General features: G+C 39.7%; 16 protein-coding genes. 4 read left to right on the top strand and 12 right to left on the bottom strand.

The features are described from left to right. Positions 1-41: 41 nt before the first annotated feature. The 7 genes from DDE80_RS07520 to DDE80_RS07490 all read right to left on the bottom strand — a co-directional run bounded on the left by DDE80_RS07520 (position 42) and on the right by DDE80_RS07490 (position 6,387). Positions 42-728: an ABC transporter ATP-binding protein gene (locus DDE80_RS07520; protein ID WP_108307053.1), complete on the bottom strand. Its 687-nt coding sequence runs from the start codon at positions 726-728 to the stop codon at positions 42-44. After that, positions 725-1,531, bottom strand: a complete 807-nt coding sequence (locus tag DDE80_RS07515; protein ID WP_235612298.1) for an ABC transporter permease — start codon at positions 1,529-1,531, stop codon at positions 725-727. The genes DDE80_RS07520 and DDE80_RS07515 overlap by 4 nt, the downstream gene beginning before the upstream one ends. Beyond that, a complete protein-coding gene (locus DDE80_RS07510; RefSeq protein ID WP_108307052.1) occupies positions 1,528-1,983 on the bottom strand; it encodes a nitrous oxide reductase accessory protein NosL in 456 nt (151 codons plus the stop codon). The genes DDE80_RS07515 and DDE80_RS07510 overlap by 4 nt, the downstream gene beginning before the upstream one ends. Further along, positions 1,980-3,233, bottom strand: a complete 1,254-nt coding sequence (locus DDE80_RS07505) for a NosD domain-containing protein (RefSeq protein ID WP_153060879.1) — start codon at positions 3,231-3,233, stop codon at positions 1,980-1,982. Before DDE80_RS07505 ends, DDE80_RS07510 begins: the two co-directional genes overlap by 4 nt. A gap of 64 nt (positions 3,234-3,297) precedes the next feature. Then, positions 3,298-3,960, bottom strand: a complete 663-nt coding sequence (locus DDE80_RS07500; RefSeq protein WP_108307050.1) for a nitrous oxide reductase accessory protein NosL — start codon at positions 3,958-3,960, stop codon at positions 3,298-3,300. A 130-nt stretch (positions 3,961-4,090) separates the two neighbouring features. Beyond that, on the bottom strand, positions 4,091-4,918 hold the full coding sequence (gene nadE, locus DDE80_RS07495) for an ammonia-dependent NAD(+) synthetase (RefSeq protein WP_108307049.1): 828 nt from the start codon (positions 4,916-4,918) through the stop codon (positions 4,091-4,093). Further along, positions 4,918-6,387, bottom strand: coding sequence for a nicotinate phosphoribosyltransferase (locus tag DDE80_RS07490; RefSeq protein WP_108307048.1), 1,470 nt, complete (start codon positions 6,385-6,387; stop codon positions 4,918-4,920). The genes nadE and DDE80_RS07490 overlap by 1 nt, the downstream gene beginning before the upstream one ends. A 136-nt stretch (positions 6,388-6,523) precedes the next feature. Here DDE80_RS07490 and DDE80_RS07485 point away from each other — a divergent pair, with 136 nt between their 5' ends. The 4 genes from DDE80_RS07485 (at position 6,524) to DDE80_RS07470 (ending at position 9,583) form a co-directional block, all read left to right on the top strand. Beyond that, positions 6,524-7,042 carry a phosphoribosyltransferase family protein gene (locus tag DDE80_RS07485; protein ID WP_108307047.1) on the top strand — a complete coding sequence of 173 codons (519 nt, stop codon included), beginning with the start codon at positions 6,524-6,526 and terminating at the stop codon, positions 7,040-7,042. 47 nt (positions 7,043-7,089) lie between these two features. Next, on the top strand, positions 7,090-7,803 hold the full coding sequence (locus DDE80_RS07480; protein WP_108307046.1) for an ABC transporter ATP-binding protein: 714 nt from the start codon (positions 7,090-7,092) through the stop codon (positions 7,801-7,803). Beyond that, positions 7,800-8,549: an ABC transporter permease gene (locus DDE80_RS07475; protein ID WP_108307045.1), complete on the top strand. Its 750-nt coding sequence runs from the start codon at positions 7,800-7,802 to the stop codon at positions 8,547-8,549. The genes DDE80_RS07480 and DDE80_RS07475 overlap by 4 nt, the downstream gene beginning before the upstream one ends. Positions 8,550-8,614: 65 nt before the next feature. Further along, positions 8,615-9,583 carry a proline dehydrogenase family protein gene (locus DDE80_RS07470; RefSeq protein WP_108307044.1) on the top strand — a complete coding sequence of 323 codons (969 nt, stop codon included), beginning with the start codon at positions 8,615-8,617 and terminating at the stop codon, positions 9,581-9,583. A 51-nt stretch (positions 9,584-9,634) separates the two neighbouring features. Here the strand turns inward: DDE80_RS07470 and DDE80_RS07465 are convergent, their stop codons facing one another. From DDE80_RS07465 to DDE80_RS07445, 5 genes are all read right to left on the bottom strand, one after another. Beyond that, on the bottom strand, positions 9,635-10,240 hold the full coding sequence (locus tag DDE80_RS07465) for a response regulator transcription factor (protein WP_108307043.1): 606 nt from the start codon (positions 10,238-10,240) through the stop codon (positions 9,635-9,637). 5 nt (positions 10,241-10,245) lie between these two features. Next, a complete protein-coding gene (locus tag DDE80_RS07460) occupies positions 10,246-11,400 on the bottom strand; it encodes a sensor histidine kinase (RefSeq protein ID WP_201261508.1) in 1,155 nt (384 codons plus the stop codon). Positions 11,401-11,490: 90 nt separating this feature from the next. Further along, positions 11,491-12,516: a Delta(5) desaturase DesA gene (gene desA / locus DDE80_RS07455; RefSeq protein ID WP_108307042.1), complete on the bottom strand. Its 1,026-nt coding sequence runs from the start codon at positions 12,514-12,516 to the stop codon at positions 11,491-11,493. 142 nt (positions 12,517-12,658) lie between these two features. After that, positions 12,659-16,087: a methionine synthase gene (gene metH, locus DDE80_RS07450; RefSeq protein ID WP_108307041.1), complete on the bottom strand. Its 3,429-nt coding sequence runs from the start codon at positions 16,085-16,087 to the stop codon at positions 12,659-12,661. Further along, on the bottom strand, positions 16,080-17,921 hold the full coding sequence (locus DDE80_RS07445; protein ID WP_108307040.1) for a bifunctional homocysteine S-methyltransferase/methylenetetrahydrofolate reductase: 1,842 nt from the start codon (positions 17,919-17,921) through the stop codon (positions 16,080-16,082). Before DDE80_RS07445 ends, metH begins: the two co-directional genes overlap by 8 nt. Between the last annotated feature and the right edge of the window lie 28 nt (positions 17,922-17,949).

Here is a 17,949-nt window from a genome sequence, read left to right as displayed (position 1 = left end):
AAAACACCGTGTTGTGACAACAAAGGACATGACCGAATAATTCAGCCACGTTCTCGTTCAATTTCAGCTAACCATAACGTTTCTAAATCATGTGCTTGATGTTTCGCAAAGACTTCCTTTAGTTCACCTGTTGCTAGCACATGACCTTCATGTAAAATTAACACATCATCAGCTAGGCTTTCAGCAAATGGTAAAAGATGCGTAGAAAACAACACTGTACATCCTTTGTCGCGCTCTTCGTCTACCATTTTCTTTAATTGTGCTATCCAATAAGGATCAAGTCCATTCGTAGGCTCGTCTAAAATTAGCAGTTTACCCTCGCCTAACAAACTTTGCGCTAAATTTAGTCGTTGACGCATCCCTTTTGAATACTGTTGCACACGTTGCTTGCGAACTTCCCATAAGCCGACGCGTTCTAATACTTGTTTTTGCTCGGCCTTACTCACTTTTTTTAAAGATGCTAATAACGCGATAATTTCCTCTGCTGTCAGTGTAACAGGAAAATCGACATCATCTGGCATATAGCGTACATCTTGACTTGTATGCCAAATAAGTTCGCCAGCGGTTGGTTTGTCTTGCCCTGTTAGCAATCGAATAAGTGTACTTTTACCCGCTCCGTTACCTCCTGCTAATGCCATAATTGTACCTTCACGTAAGGAGAAACTTGCATCATGTAAGCCTCTACCATTTTTATAAGCATTAGCTAAATGTTTCGCTTCGACAATCATGCTTCCTTCCCCTTTCTTGTAATTAATAGACGCGCAAGTGCTAGCGGTACAATTACCCAAGCAATGGTTACAGCGAAATATACGATGTTACCAAGCGTGCTATTATAAAATGCGATAAGGTCAAAATAAGAAGGGCCTAGAACGCTCGCCTGCTCAGCAAATAACAAATAACCAAAGCGCAGCCATTCCACAGGATTAAGGTGAATAACGACGACCGTAATTTTTTGCAATACATGACCTGCGACGACTGTACCAATCGCCATGAGCGCATAAGAAATTAACAATAATAACAGCGACCAAATAATGAGCGCTACCGCTAGGGCATATAGCCTTGTTTTTGCGATTACACCTACTACAACTGACAGCGCTGAGAAAATAAAAATACTTGCTACCGTAATAAAAATAAACACGGGTGGTAATGTCACCCCACCTAAAAATCCACCTAGTAGCAACACGACACTAAAGGCTGCAATTACAATTAAAAAGAATGCGAAAACAGTAGCTATAAACTTTCCTAAAATATAATGACGCATGGTGAGTGGGTAGGTTTTTAATAGCGATAGCCAACGCGATTCGATATCACTTGCGACACTCATACTACCAATCGTTAAAATAAATAGAGGGAGTAAAAAAAGTAGTAAATTTAAAAAAGAAGCCGTTTGGCGCGAAAAACCTTCTGTCTCAGGTAATGCCATTTGCTGAATTACGACAATCGCAGTGAAAACAAAAGTGAATAAGACCCCAACCATTTGCATCCAACGGCTTCGCAACATTTGTTTCCACTCTAATTTAATAAACATCATTGATGAATGCCCCATTTAAAACCTTGCAAGTCTTCAAAGTTCATCAATTTCCCGTAACCTGATTTTGAGCGATAAGCTTCTGCTTCTGTTACATCTTCAAATACGAGTACGCCATAATTCATCGGTGTCCAAAACTCTTTATCATATAAATACGTAGCTTCAAATACATTAATCCACTCACCGGTATTTGCATCTTTAATATAAGCTGCCCCTACATCTTTTTCACTTTGTTGATCACGTTCTAACTTTTCCACTAGACAGCCGATATCATCAAACACTTCATAATCACCGTTCTTTTCGATAATTTGTCCAGCGAAGTCTTGATGTACGACCGTCATTTGACAAATTTGACAAACGTCCGTTTCCTCGTTTAATGCACGTGGCTCATAATTTTTATCACCGCATCCTGCTAATATTACGATAGCAAATGCTGCTAATAAATATTTCTTCATCGCTTGCTCCCCTTTCTCCAAACAATTAATGTACTCATAAGTAATAGACCACCTAGTAATGCTTGCGCATAATTAATGCCCATCATGTGCGCTTCATTTTTTATCATTTGCGGTTTATCATCGACTAACATGTGCTGTGCAACAGGCGTTTGCTGATCTAACACTGTTAATAGCTCTACACTCGGTGAAGCAACAAAGTATTGATAAGCAGGTTGACGCACCATCCACTGACCAAAACTTGAATAAGCAGTATAAGGTGTATCTCCGTACCGATCGCCGTCTGCATCGATACCGTTATAGTCGTCATAATAATTAGCGTATAAAGTAACGCCTTCCTTATCTGAACGCGCTGTTAAAATATTGCCGATAAATGTATTGTTCATCACGAGGCTCACATCATCTACTCGCGTCGCTTCTAGCGCAGTTTGATTCACTAAAAACTCATTATCTTCTATGCGTACCGTATCGCATTTTTGCAACACTAATCCCAGCCGATTTTCGCTAATCGTATTATGCGCTAACGTAGCATTTTTTACATCATAAAATAGCACACCGCTTCCGTTCATTTCATTATGATAACGAGATGTGTTATAGCGAGCTGTAAACCCATCTACCATCATTACCATTAAACCCGTTACGTTGCGCTCATACGTATTATTTTCTACCAAGCCGGCATCGCTATACATAAAATGCGTGCCATAACGACTATTTGTAACGGTATTATCATGGACATGAATGCCTTGAATTTCTTCGATATAAATGCCATCTTGCACTTTCGTTATTTGATTATGATGCACATGTAAATCTTCACTTTGAAACAACGCTAAACCATTACCTTTTTTCGCATAGTGTGCATCCGTACCTTCAATGCTATTATAGGCTAACTCAATATTTTTACTGCGGTGAAGTTGAATGCCAATAAGCATATCACTCGCTGCGATGTTTACAATGCGGGCATTGTCTACATCTTTCACTACAATACCACGCTGATTAGCTATCACCTTAAAATTATCAATGATCACGTCTTGCGTGTTGTCGATCGTTAAGGCCGGCTTCATCCCTGTCGCACGTAAAGTCGCATCTTTCCCAATTAAAGTTAATGGTTTTGTAATGAGAAAGTTACCGCTATGTTCGCCCGTCACCTCAATCGTTGCGCCTGGCTCAGCCTCATCAATTTGTTGCTGTAAATTAGCAGAAGCGCTTAGCGATAGCGTTAGCCAAAACATAAGTGTCAATATGATTTTTCTCAATCTATCCCCTCACTAAACGCCGAAAAAACTAGAGATATTTTATCTCTAGCCTCATCGTTTATTATTAATGATTGTGACCGCTATGGTCCTCTTCTTCCATGTTGTGCATATCGTGCTCGCCATGCATATCATGTCCTTCTTCTTGGTTACCTTCTTCAGCCATTTTAGCTTTCTTTTTCTCATAGCGTTCTTTAGCTTCTGCTTGTACAGTAGCTAATTCAATTACTTCGCTACCTTCATGATCAGCCATATACTTTTCAGCATCTGCTTTGTCTGCAAATGAAATATAGCCCCAGTTCATCGGTGATTTTAAGTCTGTTTTTACGATTGTTGCATCATCAACTTGTACCCAGTCTTTTGTGTTAAAGTCGCGAACAAATTTTGTGTTTTCTTCATCGAACATTAACTCTGCATTTAATAAACAGCCGATATCATCATAGAAAGCATTTGAACCGTCTGCTTTAATAGCTTGTGCTGAGAACATACCCATCTCATGATCTTTCACATATACTTTCATATTACATACTTCACAGATTGTATCTTCTGTTGGCTCTTCTAACTTTGCCATAATATCTTCAGTTTCTGTTGCCTCTGGCTTCTCTACTTCAGCAGCTGCAGGCTCTTCTACTTTTTCTGGCTCATCAGCTTTCTCATTTTTGTCGTCCGCGCCACAAGCTGCTAAGCCTAATGCCGCTACCATCATTACAGATAACCCTAACTTTTTCATTTACTATTTCCCCCAGTTCTTTTTCTTATACTTCATACTTTAGCAACTAACTGTGAAGTAAGTTCGAAATAACTGTGAGGTATTTGCAAAATATGCAATTTTTCTTCACATTTTGAGCAAATAAGTTGACTTACTCATGCCAAAACTCGTCAAACACTGTAATTGGCATATGGCGCTTATGCATTGAACGTAAATAATGCCCTTCAATTATAGCTTGTGCTGATGCGCTCACACGCTTACCTTCTAAATAATCATCAATCTCACTATAATTTACACCAAGCGCTTCCTCATCAGGTTGCGCAGGCTTTTGTTCTTCTAAATCAGCAGTCGGCACTTTCTCATATAAATGAGGCGGGCATCCTAGCGCTTGGAGCAATTGCTTGCCTTGCCGCTTATTTAGTCGCCAAATCGGCATCAAGTCTGCAGCCCCATCACCAAACTTTGTGAAGAAACCTGTGATTGCTTCTGCTGCATGGTCGCTTCCTAATACAACAGCACTATTTGTCGCGGCAATCGAAAACTGTACTTTCATGCGCTCACGAGCTTTTTCATTACCTTTGGTAAAATCACTAATGGTAATACCTGCTTGCTGTAAACTAGCCACGCTTGCATCCACTGCAGGTTTAATGTTAACAGTGTACGTTGTGCTCGGCTGAATGAATGCAAGTGCATCATTGCAGTCCGCTTCGTCAAATTGCTTACCATACGGCAATCGCACCGCATAAAAAGCGTAACGATTTTCTTGCGCTTCTTCATTGAGTTCGTTTACAGCCAATTGTGCTAACTTACCAACTAGCGTAGAGTCTTGACCACCTGAGATGCCTAACACAAACCCTTTCACAAAGGAATGTGCTTTCGCATATCGCTTTAAAAAATCAATAGAGCGTCTTATCTCATATTCGACATCAATAGCAGGTTGTACACGTAACGCTTGAATAATTTGTTGTTGTAACGTCATTATAACGCCTCCAATCGCTCTACCATTTCTCGCACTTCTGCAATATTACTCATCTTATTATCCCAACATTTTTGACTTAGATCGACAGGATATTCTTCTGGATTTAATGAACGCTTATACTCATCCCACAGTAAATCTAAATTTGCTTTCGCGTACGCTCTACTGTCCATAAGCTTTGGTAACTGATACGTAATTTTGCCATTTTGAATAACATGCGCATGTAAATTACGCGCTTCAAAGTTCGTAACAAATTTCGAAATAAACGTATGCACAGGGTGGAACATTTTTAAACGTTCCTCTTGCTGTGGATTTTCGTCCGCCATCGCAATATAATCGCCTTCTGCTTTCCCACTTGCTTTATTAATAATGCGATATAATTTCTTTTGTCCTGGCGTTGTCACCTTTTCAGCATTAGCCGAAATTTTCATCGTATCTCGCATAATGCCATTTTCGTCTTCAATGGCTACCATTTTATATACAGCACCAAGAGCAGGTTGATCATAAGCGGTAATCAGCTTCGTACCAATCCCCCACATATCAACGCGTGCGCCTTGTGCCTTTAAATTTAAAATCGTATATTCATCTAAATCATTCGAAACGACAATTTTAGCGTCAGGGAATCCCGCTTCATCTAACATACGTCGTGCTTCTTTTGATAAAAAGGCTATATCCCCACTATCAAGTCGAATACCAATAAAGTTGATTTTATCGCCTAATTCTTTCGCTACTTTAATAGCGGTCGGCACGCCTGATTTCAGCGTATTATACGTATCAACTAAAAATACGCAATCTTTATGGCGTTTCGCGTAAGAATGAAAAGCATCATAATCATTTTTATACGCTTGGACTAAAGCGTGAGCATGCGTTCCTGCTACAGGAATATCAAATAATTTGCCCGCACGTACATTGCTCGTTGATTCGAAGCCTCCAATGACTGCTGCACGTGTACCCCAAATCGCAGCGTCCATTTCTTGTGCTCGTCTTGTGCCGAATTCCATCGCTACTTCATTCGGAATAATTTGTTTAATACGGCTCGCTTTTGTAGCGATTAACGTTTGGTAATTTACAATGTTTAGTAGTGCTGTTTCAATAAGTTGTGCTTCAACTAACGGTGCTTCAATTCGCACGATAGGCTCATTCGCAAACACTAACTCACCTTCAACCATTGCATACATATCCCCTGTAAAGCGTACATCTTTTAAATAATTAATAAAATCATCTTTATAACCAACCTCTTCACGTAAATACGCAATATCTGATTCGCTAAATGAAAAATCTTTTAAATAAGAAAGCATACGCTCTAATCCCGCGAACACGGCATAACCATTACCAAAAGGTAGCTTGCGGAAATACAACTCAAATATTGCCTTACGTTCGTGCATATTATCTGCCCAATACGACTCGGCCATATTAATTTGGTATAAGTCAGTGTGTAACGCTAAGCTATCATCTGCATAATCGGTTCTCATAAAAACCCCTTCTTCCCATTTTGATAGTCATAGTATACACTATTTCGACATTTTTCTTTCTATCAAGACTTGTTTAATGTTTTACGTTATACTTGATTTAGGTACAAAATACTACTTACGGAAGGTGCTGACATTATTGAAAAGTTATGAACTTACGATTGCAGGGCTTACTCGTCTATTACCACTTGTGGACATCGGTAATCATTTAGCTGTCGCTAATTTTACATTGCTAGGTGATGCTGAACTTACAACGACCTCGGCGCAACAACTCGTAGGGCAACTCCCACCTGTTGATTATTTAGTAACAGCGGATGCAAAAGGTATCCCACTAGCCCACGAACTCGCGCGTCTATTATTACAACCTACATACATTGTGGCTCGCCAATCCAAAAAAGCGTACATGAAAGAGCCCCTTACACTAGCACATACTGATTTGACACTTGATGGTCGTGATGCGCAGTTAATAAAAGACAAACGCGTCATCCTTGTAGATGATATTATTTCAACAGGTGAGTCATTAAACAACCTCGAACAACTTGTCACGCTAGCCGGTGCAACCGTAATTACACGTGTTGCTATTTTGGCTGAAGGCTACGCCGCTAAACGTAAAGACATTATTTATTTAGAAAAACTCCCTATTTTTGATACACTATAATAGTAGGCGTCTTATGGCGCCTATCGTTATGAAAAAGGAGTTTTTGCATGGTACTTGAATTACAAAATGTGTCGTTTACAATCGATCACACAACCATTTTAAAAAACATTACAGGGCGTTTTCATAAAGGTAAAATTACTACGCTCGTTGGCCCATCAGGAGCTGGTAAAACAACATTACTCAAATTATGTAATAATCTGCTGACACCGACGAGTGGCACATTATACCTTGATGGCCAACCATTTAGTGAAATTGAGCCTACCGTACTGCGAAGAGAAGTAGGGATGGCACTTCAAGCTGCGCCTATGATTAATGGTAGTGTGTATGATAACTTACAGTTACCTCGTAAACTAGCCAATCAATCACTATCTATAACAGAAGCAGAAAAGTTTTTACATGCCGTAGGGTTAAGCTCTTCGCTTTTACAACAAGTCGCTAATGACTTATCAGGAGGACAACGCCAACGCGTGTCCATTGCACGAACCCTTGTTAACCATTCACATGTTTTATTGTTGGATGAAATCACATCTGCCTTAGACCGTACAGCTGTAAGTGAAATTGAACAACTCATTACGACACTCAATCAACAACACGGTGTTACGATCATTTGGATTACGCATAATTTACAACAAGCAATTGCCCTAAGTGATAATGTTTGGGTAATGGTCGATGGTGAACTTATCGCTACAGGCGAGCCGACTATTTTAACTCACCCTACAAATGAAGTCATACGCCAATTTGTCGAAGGAGCGCTACGATGAGTTATCTTTCACTATCCCTTACTTTATTTTTCGTACTTATTCCGCTCGTACTATCTAAAACATTAAACCTCGGTTTAGAACGCGACGTTGTCATCGCGACAGTACGCGCTATTATTCAATTATTAGCTGTAGGCTATATTTTAACGTTCGTCTTTGACGGCGATCATCCTGCTTATATGCTAATTATGATTTTAATTATGATTACGACAGCTACCCTTAACGCACGCAAAAAAGGAAAACATATTAAGGGCATCACTTGGAAACTTGTCGCTACGATTACAACAGTAGAAGTCGTCACGCAAGGCATTTTATTAGGCTTTCATATCGTACCTGCTACCGCACAATATATTATTCCGATTAGCGGGATGATGATTGGTAATGCCATGGTTTTATCCATTTTATTTTTAAATCGCTTTGATGCTGAGGTACAAGCGCATAAAGATGAAGTAGAGTTAATTTTATCGCTCGGCGGCTCACCTAAACAAGCGATTCATCATCAGTTAATGCAAGCCATTAAAGCAAGTATGATACCTACAATTGAAAGCCAAAAAACTATCGGACTCGTGCAACTTCCAGGGATGATGAGTGGACAAATTATCGGAGGCGCAGATCCGATGCAAGCCGTACAGTTTCAAATTTTAATTATTTTTGCATTGTTAACAAACGCTACTATTTCAAGTTTAATGTTAGGGTTTTTGAGCTACCCTGCATTATTTAATGAACGCAAACAGCTACTTAACGTATGATATACTTAAGCAATGCCAACAGTTAACTAAAATAGAAATGACCTAAAGTAGAGGTGGATATACAAATGGTGTTACGAGATGTAACGAAACAACTCGCATATAGCGATACATTTACAACAGGTGTGCAAAAAATTGCCCCTAAGCTTGGACTAAAACCATATATTGGCGGAACAACACACGCCGAAATCATCGAGACGTGCAAGGTGCTACATGCATCTGGTCAACGCGTTGCTATCGATTATATCGGCCATGCCATCATTGATGCAGCTGACGTAATGGCTGAAAAAAACGCGTTGCTTACGTTGATGACCCAACTTCATGCAGAAGGGTTGAATGTTAATTTTGACCTTCAACCAGAGCAATTCGGTTTATTACTTGACGTTGATGAGTGCTATAACGTACTTTTTGCTTTAGCAGAAGCCGCAGCATCTTACAACCACTCCATCACATTGCAGACGAGCAATTATGCACACGTTCAAACAATTATTAGTATGACACAACAACTTCAAGAAACGTTCGATCATGTGGCAACAGTCGTACAGGCACATTTTTACCGCTCACAAGAAGATATCGAGGCTTTTCGTGAAGCGACAGTCGTCGTAACGAAAAAAATATGTAATGAGTCAGAAGCGGTAGCATTCCAAGACAAAATGGATATTGATTTAAATATGATTGAACTCATTGAACAACGTTTTGCAACAGGCAACTATACAGTCATCGCTACACATGATAAAAATATCATTGCCTTTGCTAAACGCCGTGCAGCAGAATACAATTTGCCACAAACGTCATACGAGTTTCAATTCCATATTGGGCAAGATGTAGCCTTACAAGAATCACTTGTGCAAGAAGGCTATAATGTCCGCACTTACTTCCCAGCAGGTGCTCATTGGCATACGCATTTTACAACCCACTTAGCTAATCGACCGCAACATCTTAAATACGTATCAGATAAAGTATTTACAAAGAAAACAAACACTGTACTCGCAGTACTCGCTGGCTTATGGTTAGTGCGTAGATGGACAAAACGTTAATTACAAAAATAAAAATAGCATCGCTAGTCAATGGTGACTAACGATGCTATTTTATTTATTCCAGCCTTTTTCTTTTACACGTGCAATTGCTTCAATACGATTACTCACTTGTAGTTTTTCTAAAATCGTAGAAATATAGTTGCGAACAGTGCCAGCGGATAGAAATAATGTCGAAGCAATTTCCTTCGTCGTTTTACCTTCTGCTACTAGCTCAAGCACTTGACTTTCTCGATCTGTTAATGGATTTTCACTATCCATTTCGTAAACAAAGTCTACGAGTTCAGGTGCGTAAATGCGCTTGCCTTTCATAATATCTCGGATTGCCCCAACCAACTCTTCAATCGGGTTATCTTTAAGTAAATACCCTCTTACCCCTGCTTTGCGCGCTCGTTCAAAGTAACCTGGACGGGCAAATGTCGTTAAAATAATAATTTTACACGCCTCATCTTGTAGCGCCTCTGCGGCATCTAGCCCTGTTTTAACCGGCATTTCGATATCCATAATACAAATATCAGGTTGTAACTCATGCACGAGCGCTACAGCTTCCTCGCCATTTTTTCCGATACCAACTACTTCAATATCATCTTCCATATTTAATAATGAACGCAGTGCACCTAATAACATGCCTTGATCTTCAGCAATAACGACACGTATCATGTCCCTCACTCCTTGTTATATAAACTATCTGCTTTATCTGTTACATCTTGATGTGTAATGGTCACGGGGATTGTAATCGTTAGCGCTGTGCCACTATCATTTTCTAACTTAAACGAACCATTAATAAACTCTAATCGTTCTTGCATACCTTTTAAACCATTGCCTGTCTTCTGCTTATTCACTATCCCTGTGCCGTTATCCATTACGACTAAATAAACTTCTTTAAAGTTTTGATGAAACGCTATTTCGCACTTCGTTGCGTTACTATGTTTGACTACGTTCGTTACAGCTTCTTTTAGACACATACTCAACACATTTTCTACAAGTGGTGGCACGTCTAATTTATCCACATCACCATCAAAAATAAATGTCATCTCCGCTGCATCTAAAATTTGTGAGACGCGCATCAATTCATCTTCAAAGCGTGTCGTACGCATATTAGCTACTAGCTCTCGCACTTCTTTTAAAGCGATACTTGCCGTCTGCCGAATTTCTTTAATTTCGTGTAAAGCTTGATCTTTATCTCGCTCAATTAATCGAGCTGCTAAATCACTTTTCAGTCCTATCATCGATAGCTTTTGCCCTAATGTATCGTGCAAGTCACGCGCAATACGCTGACGTTCTTCAAAAACGATTAACTCTGCAATACGATCTTTCGCTGTTTCTAATTGCCCTTCTAATTTTTCTCTTCGCGTTTTGCTATAGAGCGTAAATGGCATTAACACAACGCCAATTAATGTGAAAACAACAAAAGGTAACTGAGAGAATAAAATATCAAATTTCACAAAAAACATGACGCCTGTCGCAATAATAGTAAAACCAACATGCAAGCCATACATGACATAAAAGCCTACAGGACGTCGAATGGTACCGATTGAAAATGCAGTAAAAATGGCAAGGTACACATAGCCGAAAAAGACAATCAGAATTAAGCTAACAATCATTTCAAAGCTGATCCACATATACAACAAACCGCTACGTGATAGCGCTGAGCAGCGATTGAAAATCACATAAATCGTTACTAACATACCAGCTACGCCTATTTCCGTAGCGCTAGCATCTTTAAATAACGAAAAAAACGGTAATAAACAAAAAATAATCCATAAATAAATACTAAGCCACGGACTATTCGGAATAATCGTGTACCATTTTTTCCTCATTACATTCACAAACTTTCTTGTTTTTGTTTCTAGTATAACAAAAAAGCTGTTTCATTAGCCGAATGGACCGCTTAATGAAACAGCTTATCTTTAAATATTTACAGCATTTTTCATGCGCAGACGCTCGCCAGCTTCACGGAACGTTACAAATTTTTGATTTTCTTCATCATATAACTTATAACGAATGCATTCTAAACTCGTTACTAATGTAATCGTCGTTGCGCGTTGTAGCGGTTTTACCTCTTCGTGAGCTTTCTCTAAATTATAGTTGGGCACACGTGGTGATAAGTGATGCACATGGTGGAAACCGATGTTACCTGTTAAAAATTGCAAGATGCGTGGCAATTTATAATATGAGCTACCTTCTACTGCTGCTTTTACATAATCCCATTCCGCTTCATGCTCAAAATATGAATCTTCGTACGTATGTTGAATATAAAACAACCAAATACCTAATGAGCCTGCTACAAATAATGTTGTGCCTTGTACTAATAAAAACGATTGCCAACCAACAAAACTAATAGCTACAGCGCAAATTAAAATAACAGTTAAATTTGTTAAATACGTGTTACGGCGCTCTTTACGTTTAGCATCTTTACGATTAAAACGATTTAACACGAGCACCATATACAATGGTCCTAAACCAAACATCACAATAGGATTACGGTATAAACGATAACCAAGGCGACCAAGCTTTGATGTTTGCTCATATTCTTCTAGCGTTAACATATCAATATCACCGATACCGCGTTTATCTAAATTCGAACTCGTTGCATGATGAATAGTATGCTCGCGCTTCCATTTTTCATAAGGAAATGATGTTAAAACCCCTGTCCAAAAACCAACGATATCATTCGCTTTTTTATTTTTAAAAAATGAACCGTGCGTACAATCATGGAAAATAATAAATGTACGTACTACAAAGCCTGCTGCTAAGACGCTAATACCAACCGTTAGCCAAGGCGAAATATCGATAGTTTGATAAGCTAAAACCCATAAAATAAACAATGGACCAATCGTATTAATTAATTGCATTATACTTTTTCGTGTATTTGACTTTGCAAATTTTGCAACATCTTTACGCAACTGATTTTTCTTCTCTGTAAAGCTTGTCATGTCTATTGCACTCCCTACGTTTTTTCTTTATGACCTAATCATAAGACAACACAGCAAATGCCTGTAGAAGAAAACGTCATATCTTTTATATGACAACTGTCATAAAAAACAGCTACCCTATTTTGTAGGATAGCTGTTTAGATTAAACATTGAAGTAGCGTGCATCAGGATGTGCAAAAACAATGGCTGATACCGAAGCTTCTGGTTGCATCATAAAGCCATCGGTTAACTGTACACCGATATCTTCAGGACGTAATGTCGCGAATAATTTTTCTTGGTCTTCTAAATTTGGACATGCCGGGTAACCGAAGGAGAAGCGTTGCCCCTCATACTTGGCTGCAAAACGATCGCGCATTGTAAAATCTGTAGCATCGGGGAAGCCCCATTGGTCACGCATCTCTTGATGAATACGTTCCGCTAACCCTTCAGCTAGTTCAAGCGCTGTCGATTGGAAAGCATGACTTTCTAAAAACTTACCTTGTTCTTTCAGTGCATTAGCATAGTCCGTAACACCATGTCCGGCTGTTACACATAGCAAACCTACGTAATCCATTTCGCCACTTTCCTTCGTCTTTAAGAAGTCCGCAAGACATAGGTAAGGCGCTTGTTGTTGACGTGGGAAAGTAAAGCGCTGAATTTCAGTCGTACCGTCTTCAGCATAAAGGACAACGTCATCACCTTCAGCTTGCGCTTTATAAAATTGATAAAGTGCAGCTGGTTTAAATAAATCTTGCGCTAAATAACTGGTTACTAACTCATGTAAGTCTGTAGCACGTGGCTCTTTTTCTTCTAATGCTTTTAGTACATTTCCTTTATAGCCGAGATGGTGACCGATTAATGTACGCATATTTACATACGGATATAAATGTTGTACCGCATAACTATGACGTACATGGCGACGTAAATCATTAGGTACACGCACCGGCGCGTCACCTACTGTACGTACCGGCTTTTCGGTTACCGCCTTCGCAGGTCGTGCAGCGCGTAACTCATCTGCTACTTTACGCTTTTCAATCGCTTCGGCTAGCTCGGCTAGTAATAGCGCGCGGTCTACTTCATCTTGCAAACGGTTAGCAATCGCTAAGCCTTGCATCGCATCTTTAGCGTAAAGTACAGGACCATTGTATTGTGCTGAAATTTTAGTTTCCGTAAAGCGACGAGATAAAGCGGCGCCACCTACTAAAATTGGCACATCAATACCTGCATCTTTAAAATCTTGTGCTGTAATTACCATTTGTTGTGCCGACTTTACAAGTAAACCAGACAGCCCTACAATATCAGGTTGCTCTTTTTTAATTGCTTCAATCAATTCAGTAGGTGTCACTTTAATACCAAGGTCTACCACTTTATAACCATTGTTACTTAAAATAATTTCGACTAAGTTTTTACCGATATCATGCACATCGCCCTTTACAGTAGCAAGCACTACTTTTCCTTTACCAGCGTCGCTATCGCCTTTTTCCATAAAGTCTTCTAGGAAGGAAACAGCTGCTTTCATTACGCCTGCTGATTGTAAAACTTCCGCTACAATGAGTTGGTTTTCATTAAATAGACGACCTACTTCAGCCATGCCTGTCATAAGCGGTCCATTAATAATATCTAGCGGTGTATCATATGTCGTTAACGCTTGTTGTAAATCTTCAATTAAACCTTCTTTTGTTCCTTCTACAATATAGTAAGCTAGACGCTCCTCTACCGTATCAGGCAAAACAGCTTCTGTTTTTTCTTTCTTTTTACCGCGATAAAAATCCGTAAATACAGCGAGTGTCTCATCTGTTGTATTAAACAACAATTCGTTAGCCATCGAAATCTCTTTTTCAGGAATCGAAGCATAACGCTCAAGCTTCTCTGTATTGACAATCGCATAATCTAAGCCTGCACGTGTACAGTTGTATAAATACACCGCATTTAACACTTCGCGCCCTACTGGTGGTAAACCAAATGAAACATTGCTCACACCTAATACTGTTAAACAATTTGGCAACGCTTCTTTGATCAAACGTATTCCCTCAATTGTTTCTACAGCTGACCCGATATATTGCTCATCTCCGGTGCCTACAGGGAAGACCAGCGGATCAAAAATAATATCTTCTGCGGGGAAACCCCACTTTTCTACGAGCAATTGGTGCGAACGTTTCGCAATTTCAAGCTTGCGTTCTCGCGTCACTGCCATGCCTGTTTCATCAATTGTGCCGACAACTAAAGCTGCACCGTATTTTTTTGCTAAAGGTACTACTGCATCAAAGCGCTCTTCCCCGTCTTCTAAGTTAATTGAGTTAATAATCGCCTTACCTTGAGAAAATTTCAAAGCTTCTTCCATTACTTTTTCGTCGGTAGAATCAATGACTAATGGCACTTTTACTTTTTTTACAACTTCCTGCATAAAGCCTTTCATGTCCGCAATTTCATCACGGTCAGGGTTAGCTAAACAAATATCAATAACATGGGCACCATTTTTCACTTGTGCACGCGCTACTTCTGCCGCTTCTTCGTACTTTTCTTCGATGATGAGATTTTTAAACTTGCGCGAACCGATAACGTTCGTACGCTCTCCAATAAATAGAGGTCGCATAGAGTCGTCATACTGCAATGATTCAATCCCAGCTACACGATGTTGTTCGTTTATTTCTTTTGGTGTACGTGGCGGGAAGCCGTCTACTACTTCACGAATCGCTTTAATATGTGCTGGTGTAGTGCCGCAACAACCACCAACGATATTAAGCCAGCCTTTTTCTGCAAAACCTTTTAACTTGATGGATAGCGACTCTGGAGATTCGTGGTAACATCCTTCCTCATCAGGCAACCCCGCATTAGGATAACAGCTGACATAGCTTGTAGCTAAAGCGGACAATGAACGAAGATGATCTGTCATAAATTCTGGCCCTGTCGCACAATTTAAACCTACAGAAAGTGGTTTAACATGCTCAATGGAAATGTAAAAGGCTTCTATCGTTTGACCAGCTAATGTTGTACCCATTGGCTCAATTGTTCCTGAAATCATAATTGGCACTTCTTTTTTAGTCGCCTCAAACGCTCTTTTCACACCAATAGTACCCGCTTTTAAATTAAGGGTATCTTGTGTCGTCTCTAACAGTAAAATATCCACGCCACCTTCAATTAATGCTTTGGCTTGCACGTAGAAATTTTCTTCTAATGTTTCAAACGTTACACCACCTGTTACAGATAATGTTTTCGTAGTAGGTCCCATTGCGCCTACGACAAAGCGTGGCCATTCAGGTGTTGAAAATTGATCCACAGCTTCTCTTGCTAGTTGAGCAGCGCGCTTATTAATTTCCTCTGCTTTATAACCAATATCATAGTCATCTAATACAAGTGGTGTTGCGCCAAATGTGTTCGTACAAATTAAATCTGCGCCCGCTTCTAGGTAAAGTGTATGAATTTTACGCAGTACATCTGGACGTGTTAAGACGAGATTTTCGTTACAACCGTCCAACGCTTCACCGCCAAAGTCTTCTTCAGTAAGTTTTTCATTTTGTAACATCGTTCCCATTGCGCCATCCATAATTAAAATTCGTTCCTGTAGCTGTTGTTCTACTATATGCTTAACCATTAATCGAAACTCCTTTTGTTATCGCATCCTGCTGTTGAATGTGTGCGATTAATTGTAATGTCATATCATAACGTAAAAATGGTGTGATTAAATAAATACCGTTGAAATATTGCATCGCTGTATCCACTAACTCTTTTGCAATCGCAATACCTTCAGCTGTCGCCAGTTCCTTATCTTCACCGCATGCACGCATACGCGCTAACACTTCATCTGATAGCTTAATGCCAGGAACCTCGTGATGTAAAAATTCAGCACTGCGGTAGCTTGTTACTGGCATAATGCCAATATAAATCGGTGTCGTTAAATGTTTCGTCGCTTCATACGTTTCAATAATTTTTTCTTTTGTATATACCGGTTGCGAAATAAAGTAATCTGCGCCATGTTCAATCTTCTTTTCTAAGCGAGGAATCGCTCGTTCTACTACACGCACATTAGGGTTGAACGCTGCGGCTACAGAGAAGTTTGCTTTTTTACGTAGCGGCTTACCTGAAAATGAAACCCCTTCGTTTAACTGCTTGATTAGCGCGATTAATTCAAAAGAAGTAACGTCATATACACTCGTTGCGCCTGGGAAATCACCTACTTTTGTTGGGTCTCCAGTTACCGCTAAGACGTCGTGAATGCCAAGTGCATTTAATCCCATTAAATGCGACTGCAAACCAATTAAATTACGGTCTCGACAAGTAATATGCGTTAACGGACGTACACCTTGTTCTTTAATCATCGCGCCCATTGCACTATTACTAATACGAGGAGATGCTAGCGAATTATCTGCCATCATTACGACATCTGCACCTGCTGCATATAATTGCTTTGCCCCTTCAATAAAGCCTTCTACTTCTAAATGACGTGGTGTATCTAATTCTACAATAATTGAACGTTCCCGTTTGACTTTTTCATGCAACGGCTCCACTGTACGTGGCTCTGCTTCTTTTACAAAATCTACTGCAATAGAACGCTTTGTTTTTGCCGTGATCGGTTGTAAATGTGCAACATGTTGTTTAACCGCAGCGATATGTTTTGGCGTCGTACCACAGCAACCACCAATTAAACGGACGCCTTGCTGACAAAGCGTTGCTGCCGCACGACCAAAGTAATCGTACTCTGACTCATAAACGATACGACCGTCTTCTACATCTAATAGCGAGGCATTAGGGTACGTAGATAAAAAGGCATGATCTGGTAAATCTACTTGTTCAAAAGCTTGGATAGTATGAAACGGACCAAGTCGACAGTTAACACCTACTACATCAGCACCGTGTGCTTCTAACTCTACAAGTGCCTCATTTAGTGCCTTACCATTTTGTAGCACGCCTGCCTCGTGCATCGATACTTGTGCAATAATCGGTAATGTCGTCATGCCGCGCAACATATCTAAGGTCGCAATCAGTTCATCAAAGTCATAATAGGTCTCGAGTAAAATGCCATCTACACCTTCTGTCAAAAAGACTGTAGCTTGTGCCTTCACACCTTCTAAAATTTCTGCTAACGTATAGTCCGTATTTCGGATATCTCGAATACCCCCGATTGTGCCAAGAATATACGCTTCATTATTTGCTGCTTTTTTTGCTAGTTGAGTGGCAGCAATATTAATTTCTTGTACTTTATTTTCTAAACCATAGCGTGCTAATTTAATCGCATTGGCACCGTACGTATTAGTTTGAATAACATCTGCACCTGCTGCGATATAATCTTGGTGTATTTTTTCAACGAGGGCAGGCTGCAACAAGTTTAACTCTTCATGACAAGAGGCTAATCCTGTACTATAGAGCATCGTTCCCATTGCACCATCACCAATCAAAATTGATGTTTGTAATTTTTCTAATAAGCCCATCCTTCTTCCTCCCTTTACTCCATTAAAA

It is taken from the genome of Metalysinibacillus jejuensis (genome assembly GCF_003057615.1).
GTDB lineage: Bacteria > Bacillota > Bacilli > Bacillales_A > Planococcaceae > Metalysinibacillus > Metalysinibacillus jejuensis.
This window is presented reverse-complemented; position numbering and strand designations above follow the sequence as displayed.